Here is a 7572-nt window from a genome sequence, read left to right as displayed (position 1 = left end):
ATGAACCAGATGTGATTACTGGGGGTGTTTAAGGTGACGGTCACGGTGTACTTACCGCTGGCCGTGACGGATGTACATCGGGTGGGACCACCTCCCGAGCCCGCTACTACATAGGCCCAAGTGGCGCCGGGTAAATTGGAACTGGCGGCTTTCAGCACATCCCATGTAAACACGACGTCGCGGCTTGTCACCGGTGTTCCGTTGGACCAATGCCACTTAGGATTCAAGTGGATTACAAAGCGGGTTCCAGACTTGTTGTAGGTGACGGATTGCGCCAGCGACCGATGGTAGTTAATGCTGTCTGTTCGCGAGATATGAATCAGTGGCACATACATCATCACGTTCATTTGAAAGTTACTATCTCCGTAATCTTCGCTGGAGATGACCGGGAACCACCAGTTGGGCGAAACCTGCGGGGAGAGGGCGACCACAGCGGTTCCACCAGAGGCAGAGCTGGTGGTGCTTTGATTGGATGAGGAGGTGCCGCACGCCGATAAAAAGAGAGCCGGCAGAACGGCGGCCGAAAACAGAATAGAGAGACGATTTCGCATAGGGATTCCCCTTTCATAGGATATCCCGTCTAATTCGCGATCAAAAAGAAAATCCCTGTCTATTTAAGAGGGAATTTTCTCAAAGTTATTGTTTCATGTCTATTGCGCCATGACCGACGGTGCTGGTTCAAGAAGAGAAAAAGTATCTGATCGCAAACCCAGACGCAGGGTCTCAAGATTGACGCTGCCCGTCATGGGGATGTTTGAGAGATTGACCGAAGGCCCTAAAAGGTGAATCCAGTATGCTTGATGAGCTTTTTGGGGGGCTTCAAACATGAGGGCGTCTAGCGGTATATGAGCATTTAAGATGCCATCGGTGAGGTCGGAGCGGATTTGGCCGTCCGGTTGACAGAGGCCGCTGGTCCCCGATTCCCGCGCTTCAAGAATAATTTTCTCGGCTCCAGCGTCTCGATCTTTCTGAATTTGTTCAATCCAGTCTTCCGCATTCCATCGCGCGGATTCTTCGGGATTCTTGCTCCCTACTTCTGTAAATATGCGGGCGTAATTCTTAGCCCGGCGAATTGCGCGCAGGCGTTCGGACTGTGGCAACGTGATGGTACCGTCCGAGATTTCAATCACAGGACAGCGTAAGGTCTCGACGAGATGAAGGAAGGCTTCGTAGCGATGTTGGATATAAAAGGCCTCAAATAATGTGCCGCCAAATGCGTAATCGAGGTCGTATTCACGTAAGATGGCTGCCTTTTCTTGCAGCACATCCGTGACGAGTGCCGTACCCCAGCCAAATTTGACCCCATCAATCAGACGATGGAACGATCGAATGGTATCTTCAAATAAGCCCAAAGGCACACCGTCATCAATACACCAGGTGATGCCGGTGGCCCGCGGCTTTTCTTGACGAAACGGCACATCTAATCCGTATAAATTCATGAATTTCCCTCCGTTCGAAGCTTCGCGATTGGTGCTTAGCTTATCATGGATTACTAAAGGAAACGTAAGGAAATCCTGAAAATGAACTGAAATGTCTTATTCAAGTCCTTGTTCTTGACGGACAAGCTGTGTGCCTTGGACTAGCGATGCGAGTTTGGCAAGGGCTCGTTCTCTCGGCAAAAACCAGACCCCGCAATCGGTGGAAGCGTGCAGTCGCGAGGCGGGAATCACACTCAGGGCACCGCGCAGGTACTCTGCGACTTGTTCGGGAGTTTCAATCGCCGAGTCTGGAGAACAGTTGATGCAACCTAAGATCACCTCTTTATCTCCCATCGCCCGCAAGACCTCAGGGGTGTGTCCGGGTTGCGCATATTCGATCGAAATGCCATCAATGTCGGTTTGAGCCATTAACGAGAGAGCGTCATAAAAGTCGGGATTGACGGACTTTTGGAGCACAGCGTTGGCGTATCCATAACACATATGCGCGTAGGTGGTGACTCCACGCTCTTTGAGACCCTTGAGGGTGCGATTGATTAAATGCCGGCTTTCTTGAGGAACCGCCAAATGCGCAGAACGAAACTCCGGCTCATCAAATTGCAGAATGCGACAGCCGGCATCCACTAGGGCGTGAGCCTCTTGGTTAAGTGCATCAGCAATGTCGCGCCCCATTTGCGCTCGATCGTGGTACCACTCGTCCGCCATGCGATTGAGCGCGGTGATGGGTCCAGAGAGGGTCATTTTTGTGGGCATCGTACCGTGAATCAATCGATCTAAAAAGAGGAAGTCGTCGACCGCTAAAGGGCCCGGCCAAGCGATGGGACCCACTACGCGCGGGGACGGCATTTGAGGAGGGCCGGATTGAGAGGCCAGGCCGGGGGTGACAGTACGCCACGACTGATTCGCGAGGGATGCTTCTGGTCCGCCCCAGGTGTGTAGGGCTAAGTGAGTGGCGTCCACGCCGCTAAGCCGACCATAGAAATAGCGATCGAAGAGTTGTCTTCTCTGCTCACCATCGGTCACAATGTCGACTCCAGCGGCGATTTGGTCTAAAACGGCGAGCCGTGTAGCATCGTCTTGAGCTTCTTTCAAGAATTCTGGGGCTGGTCGCCAAAATTGCTCCGATGGACCGCGAGTGTCCTCAATACGGGGACTGGAGAGCCATGACGGACGAGACCAGCTGCCCACTAAGTGAATAGGAATATTACGTTTAAGCAAGGTTAGACCCCCTTTAGCGGATTGAATAGTCTTTCGATAGTACCATACCGGTGGAGTAAAACCAGTGCGTCCATGAAATTTTCTGAATTACGCGGTGTGCGGATAGAGAGTTCCAAGCGTGTCCAACACCGCCGTGGGGATAGCATTCGGCACTCTGGGGCGGACGCTTACCCATGATTGTTGGTTGGAAACGGGGGCGAGATTGGTGAATATCCGCTTCTTAGTGGGGAAAGTTGAAAAAGAAAAACCCTGTGAGGAGACGAAGGTATGGCGCGCATTATCTTTGGCATCGACCCCGTATTGCCGTTCAACAAGCAGAACATTGAAATTGCTCTCACCATGGAGGGGGTGCTTAGCGCTACTGCGGATCCCACGGTCCATCAAGTGGCTGTGGACTATGACCCAACACTCGTTGATCAAATAGAGATGCAATGGGCCATTCAGGGTATTGGTTTTCGTCCTTTTGTATTGGGGGCGTCGCTTGATAGCGACGACTGAGATTCCAAGGCTTCTCTGGTAGCGAGGTTCTGACCGAGAGTGAAATCGGAGTTGCGGGGCGCATCAGCAAACAAGCGGTCGACAATCGACCGCTTGCTCAGGAGGAACTCATCAGACACGAGAAATGGCGCGATGGTCCACGGCGGCTAATACCTCATCCGGCGTCATGCCGTCGGCATTAATGACGGGAGCCAACGTTCGCGGATCTTCCATTCCTAGAAAGTTGTGATCGGTGCCTTGCACCACGATGGCACTTGCGACGCCCATCGCTTTCTCATCTAGTGGAATGACGTCATAACCCTTCTCTTTAAGAAGGTTTGTGAACGGGGAAAGTTGTCCTTCAATCGCCACAATTGCTCGGTTCATGAGCCTCACCTCCAACCCTATCATTCCCTCGAGAGGTTCAGGCTTATGTGTTAGAACGGAAGACGGCGAATTCAGGCGTAGGAGACACTTTTTCTCCACCCATGGTGGCGGTATACTAGAGGTCATCACACGTCGTAGCGCAAAGGACGGATTATATGGCCTCTATTTTTTCGCGAATTGCGAAGGGCGAGCTACCTTGCTATCGCATCGCTGAAAATGATCAATTCCTAGCATTTCTGGATATTCGCCCGGTGTCTCCGGGACATACCTTAGTGATTCCTAAAGTTGAAGTGGACCACTTTTTTGATTTGGATGAGGATGAGTTGTCTCAGATTTTAGTTTTTGCAAAACCGATCACTCGAGCGATTCAACAAGTGACGGGGGCCGCGCGAGTCGGTGCGATTGTGGCGGGATTTGATGTTCCCCATGCCCATCTTCACCTCATTCCGGTCAACACGATGATCGAGTTGGATTTTTCACGTGCCAAAAGCGTTGCCGACGAGCAATTATCGTCGATGGCAGACAAGATTCGCGAGACGCTGTCTTCGTGATACGCACGCGCTTGACTGACCTTATCGGGATTGAGCGACCCGTGATTCAAGGGGGACTCGCGTATCTTGCTCGCGCGGATCTGGCGGCGGCGGTCTCTCAAGCGGGCGGTCTTGGTCAGATTACCGCGACGACATGTGATAATGCCATGGAATTGCGTCAAGAAATTGAGCGGGTTCAGGCGATGACGTCTCGACCTTTTGGCGTAAATTTTGCCATCGGGCAGCGTCCCATTGACGATTTGCTCGATGAGGCTTTGTCCCTTAGTGTGCCAGTGGTGTCGCTCACAGGAGGCAATCCGGCGCCGTATATGGGGCGTATATTGGATTCTGGAGCACGCCTTATGGTGTTAGTGGCTTCTGTACGGGCGGCCGAAAAGGCCGCTTCCCTCGGGGCGCATGTCATTATTGGGGTTGGAGTTGAGGGCGGCGGCCATTTGGGGCGTGATGATATCGGTACGATGGTGCTCACGCGTCGTTTGGTGGAAGCCGTCGAGATTCCGGTGGTTGCCAGCGGTGGCATTGGGGACGGCGCACAACTCTTAGCAGCATTGTCGCTGGGGGCCGAGGGTATTGAAATGGGGACACGTTTTGTTGCTACTCAAGAATGTCGAGCGCATCATCGATACAAAGAGGCCTTAATGATGCATGACATTCATCAAACTAAGATTATCGAGCGCTCTTTGGGGCGGCCAGGACGGACGCTCCCGTCCCCTCATGTTGAGGCTATTCTTAGGAAAGAAGAATCCACTTCGACAGTCGATGAACTTTTACCCTATATTCGTGGGGAGGTTAATTATCGTAGTGCGGTACTCGGGCAATTGGATGAGGGCTTTGTGTGGGCGGGACAAGTGACCGGGCTCATTCATGATGTGCCAACGGTAAAGGAATTACTGGACCGATTGGAGAAGGACGCCTTTCAGGGATATCGACGGTTGGGACAGGCGTTAGGGAAGGACGCGGATGGATGAATAGGAATATCGAGTTAGAACCAATTTTATTTGTCTTTACAGGGCCATCGGGGGCAGGTAAGGGTTCGGTGATGCGAGAGCTACTGGATCGGGACCCAATGCTCCGCAAAGTGGTGACGTACACCACGCGCGAGCCGCGTCAGGGAGAAGTGGATGGATTTGACTATCGATTTGTGTCGGTGGCCGCCTTTCACGAATTAATTCAACAGGACAAGATCTTTGAATATGAGCAGGTTTATCATGATCATTACTATGGATCGCCCAAGGAGCTTTTTATCCCCGAACATGATGGCATTATTGAATTGGACTATAAAGGGCGGTTAAAGTACACCGCACGGCATCGACGGGTTGTCGCGATCTTTCTCTTGCCGCCTAGTCTCGAGGAGCTTAAGCGTCGGATCTTGAACCGTTCTGAAGTCGACAATCTTGAAGCACGGGTCGATAATGCCATCGAGCAGGTGCGTCACGCGCAGTCCTATGATTACATTGTAAAAAATGATCGCCTGGAGGAGTGCGTCAACCAGGTGGAAACCATTATCCGGGCGGAACGGCATCGCCGTCTCGGGCAAGTCGAGTGGGCCGACATTATGCAGGATTTGCGAGTTCAGGGTTGATGCGAGTGGCACTTTTGGCTGATGCCGCCAGCGTTCATAGTCAACGGTGGATTGTCGGACTGAGATCCCGAGACCTTGAGGTGGAAGTATGGTCGGAGCGTCCTTGGAGTGCTCATCCCACAGACGTTCGGGTTCACGAAATGGGCTATGGCCGGCGTCGTTTTTGGGATCGGGTGCAGCGTTTAAAACGGGAGGTTAGCGCCTACCATCCGGACCTCATACATGCGCACTATGTCTCGCGTTATGGACTGTATGCGTCGCTGCTGGACGTCCATCCCTTAATCCTTTCGGTCTGGGGAGCGGACGTCGAGGTCTTTCCTCGCGGGAAGGCCGGATTAAATGGGAAGCTCTTGCAGTGGATTTTCTCCCATGGGGATGCAATTACCGCGTCGAGCCACTACTTAGCGCACGTGAGCGAGCGTTATGGGCGCAAGAAGGCCATTCAGGTGATCCCGTTTGGAATCAACCGCCGGGTATTTTACCCACGCCCGGCGGGAGAGGGTCCCCTGCGGTGGATCATTAACAAGGCACTTGAGCCGGTTTACGGCATTGACAAGATATTGCCAGTGTTTGCCTCTCTCCGGACAGAGGGGCCGTTTCTTGGGCGAATCTTGGGAGAAGGGTCCAGCGAAATGCTAGTCAAGTCGCAAGTACGCGAATTGGGGCTCCAAGATTGCGTCGAATTTTTGGGGCGGGTAGCTCCGGATGATTTACCCGATGCTTTAAGTTGGGCGGATATGGGAGTCTATCCCTCCTTACGCGAATCCTTTGGAGTGGCGCCGCTGGAATTGGCGGCGTTAGGAAAAATTTCCCTGGCTCATAGGGTCGGTGGACTTTCTGAAGTAATTGTCCCAGGGAGCACGGGATATCTCATTGATGTGGGTGACCTCGGATCTTGGCGAGAGAGGCTCTCTTGGGCGATAAAGAACCCGGAGGCGGTCAGGCAACTGGGGACAAACGGACCGGAATGGGTTCGGGAGCAGTATGACTTTGAAACGAATTTAGATGCCATGGTCGCCCTTTACGAGCGATTAGCCTAAGTTCTGGTGTGAAAAGGAGGATTTCGTGTGACAGATCGTGACATTGTAATTATGAGTGTAGATAGATCAGAAGCCGATACCATATTGGTCAATACCGCGGTAGAATTTTTACACTGCCCAATTTATTTTCCGAAAGAGCTTTTGCGGAGTTTAGGCTACACCGTCTATCGCCCGCAAAAGTTAAAGCCCATTATCTATGCCACCGTATATCGGCATGTCGAGCGTAACGGCGGGAAATTGCCGATGGGCGGGATTCGCCTGAGCCCCGACGATATCGAGGGGCTGCCACAGAATCCTGTGCAAAGAGCGTAATATTATCCTCGATAATAATGGCTGGCATAGTATAGAAGAGGATCTCCGGGAGCGAGAATGCCAAGATTGTCGACGTGACCCAAGATGATGTGATGATCACCCGCCGGGACGATGCTTTCCACTTTACAGTCGAGGAAGGCTAGGCTCTCTCGGAGATAAGGGATGCCGTCGATACCTTCACTAAGAGGGGTTTTTGCCATCAACTCATTCTGAGGTCCCAATAAGGCAAATTGCTCACTCAGACTTCTTTGGTGCGCCGCGAGAAAGCTTACCGTGAATCGATGCGCGTATTGGACGGCACGGAGAGTTTCGGACTGGTTGTCGGCACAAAAAAGTATAAGAGGTGGCGTGAGCGATACCGACGTAAAAGAATTCACGGTCATTCCATGCAGAGTGGATTCATCTAGACGACTAATCACCACAGTAATTCCGGTTGCGAATTGAGCTAGCGTGTGACGAAATATTTGGGCGTCCACTTGGGTTCCTCGTTTCTAGTACCTTATATTATATGCTGTTTGGCGTGTGGGTGGTAGAGGTTCTCTCGACAGGGAGAAAAAGGCGAATAAAAG

General features: G+C 52.2%; 11 protein-coding genes. 6 read left to right on the top strand and 5 right to left on the bottom strand.

Annotated elements, in window-relative coordinates:
* The 3 genes from ACOJWD_RS14125 to ACOJWD_RS14115 all read right to left on the bottom strand — a co-directional run.
* Positions 1–551, bottom strand: a 551-nt coding sequence (locus ACOJWD_RS14125) for an ABC transporter substrate-binding protein (protein ID WP_486993886.1), incomplete at its 3' end; no start/stop codon positions are given.
* Between the two features lie 99 nt (positions 552–650).
* Positions 651–1439 carry a phosphosulfolactate synthase gene (locus ACOJWD_RS14120; protein ID WP_486993885.1) on the bottom strand — a complete coding sequence of 263 codons (789 nt, stop codon included), beginning with the start codon at positions 1437–1439 and terminating at the stop codon, positions 651–653.
* Between the two features lie 96 nt (positions 1440–1535).
* Entirely contained in the window at positions 1536–2654 is a 1119-nt protein-coding gene (locus ACOJWD_RS14115) for a hypothetical protein (RefSeq protein ID WP_486993884.1), read from the bottom strand.
* 267 nt (positions 2655–2921) lie between these two features.
* Here ACOJWD_RS14115 and ACOJWD_RS14110 point away from each other — a divergent pair, with 267 nt between their 5' ends.
* Entirely contained in the window at positions 2922–3152 is a 231-nt protein-coding gene (locus tag ACOJWD_RS14110) for a hypothetical protein (RefSeq protein WP_486993883.1), read from the top strand.
* A 111-nt stretch (positions 3153–3263) separates the two neighbouring features.
* Here ACOJWD_RS14110 and ACOJWD_RS14105 read toward each other — a convergent pair whose 3' ends face one another.
* Positions 3264–3518, bottom strand: a complete 255-nt coding sequence (locus ACOJWD_RS14105; protein ID WP_486993882.1) for a YkuS family protein — start codon at positions 3516–3518, stop codon at positions 3264–3266.
* Positions 3519–3673: 155 nt separating this feature from the next.
* Between ACOJWD_RS14105 and ACOJWD_RS14100 the strand changes: the two genes are divergently transcribed.
* From ACOJWD_RS14100 to ACOJWD_RS14080, 5 genes are read left to right on the top strand one after another with little or no spacing between them, the layout of a single operon-like run.
* Entirely contained in the window at positions 3674–4069 is a 396-nt protein-coding gene (locus ACOJWD_RS14100) for an HIT family protein (RefSeq protein ID WP_486993881.1), read from the top strand.
* Positions 4066–5037: an NAD(P)H-dependent flavin oxidoreductase gene (locus ACOJWD_RS14095; RefSeq protein ID WP_486993880.1), complete on the top strand. Its 972-nt coding sequence runs from the start codon at positions 4066–4068 to the stop codon at positions 5035–5037. Before ACOJWD_RS14100 ends, ACOJWD_RS14095 begins: the two co-directional genes overlap by 4 nt.
* Positions 5034–5651 (top strand): guanylate kinase, encoded by a 618-nt coding sequence (locus ACOJWD_RS14090; RefSeq protein WP_486993879.1) that lies wholly within the window; start codon positions 5034–5036, stop codon positions 5649–5651. Before ACOJWD_RS14095 ends, ACOJWD_RS14090 begins: the two co-directional genes overlap by 4 nt.
* Positions 5549–6691, top strand: a complete 1143-nt coding sequence (locus ACOJWD_RS14085; RefSeq protein ID WP_486993878.1) for a glycosyltransferase — start codon at positions 5549–5551, stop codon at positions 6689–6691. The genes ACOJWD_RS14090 and ACOJWD_RS14085 overlap by 103 nt, the downstream gene beginning before the upstream one ends.
* Positions 6692–6718: 27 nt before the next feature.
* Positions 6719–7003 carry a hypothetical protein gene (locus tag ACOJWD_RS14080; protein ID WP_486993877.1) on the top strand — a complete coding sequence of 95 codons (285 nt, stop codon included), beginning with the start codon at positions 6719–6721 and terminating at the stop codon, positions 7001–7003.
* 2 nt (positions 7004–7005) lie between these two features.
* Here ACOJWD_RS14080 and ACOJWD_RS14075 read toward each other — a convergent pair whose 3' ends face one another.
* Positions 7006–7479, bottom strand: coding sequence for a flavin reductase family protein (locus tag ACOJWD_RS14075; protein WP_486993876.1), 474 nt, complete (start codon positions 7477–7479; stop codon positions 7006–7008).
* Positions 7480–7572: the final 93 nt, after the last annotated feature.

It is taken from the genome of Sulfobacillus sp. TH-112 (genome assembly GCF_057473405.1).
Note: the sequence above shows the minus strand (reverse complement) of the source record. Positions and strands in the feature narration are given on the sequence as shown.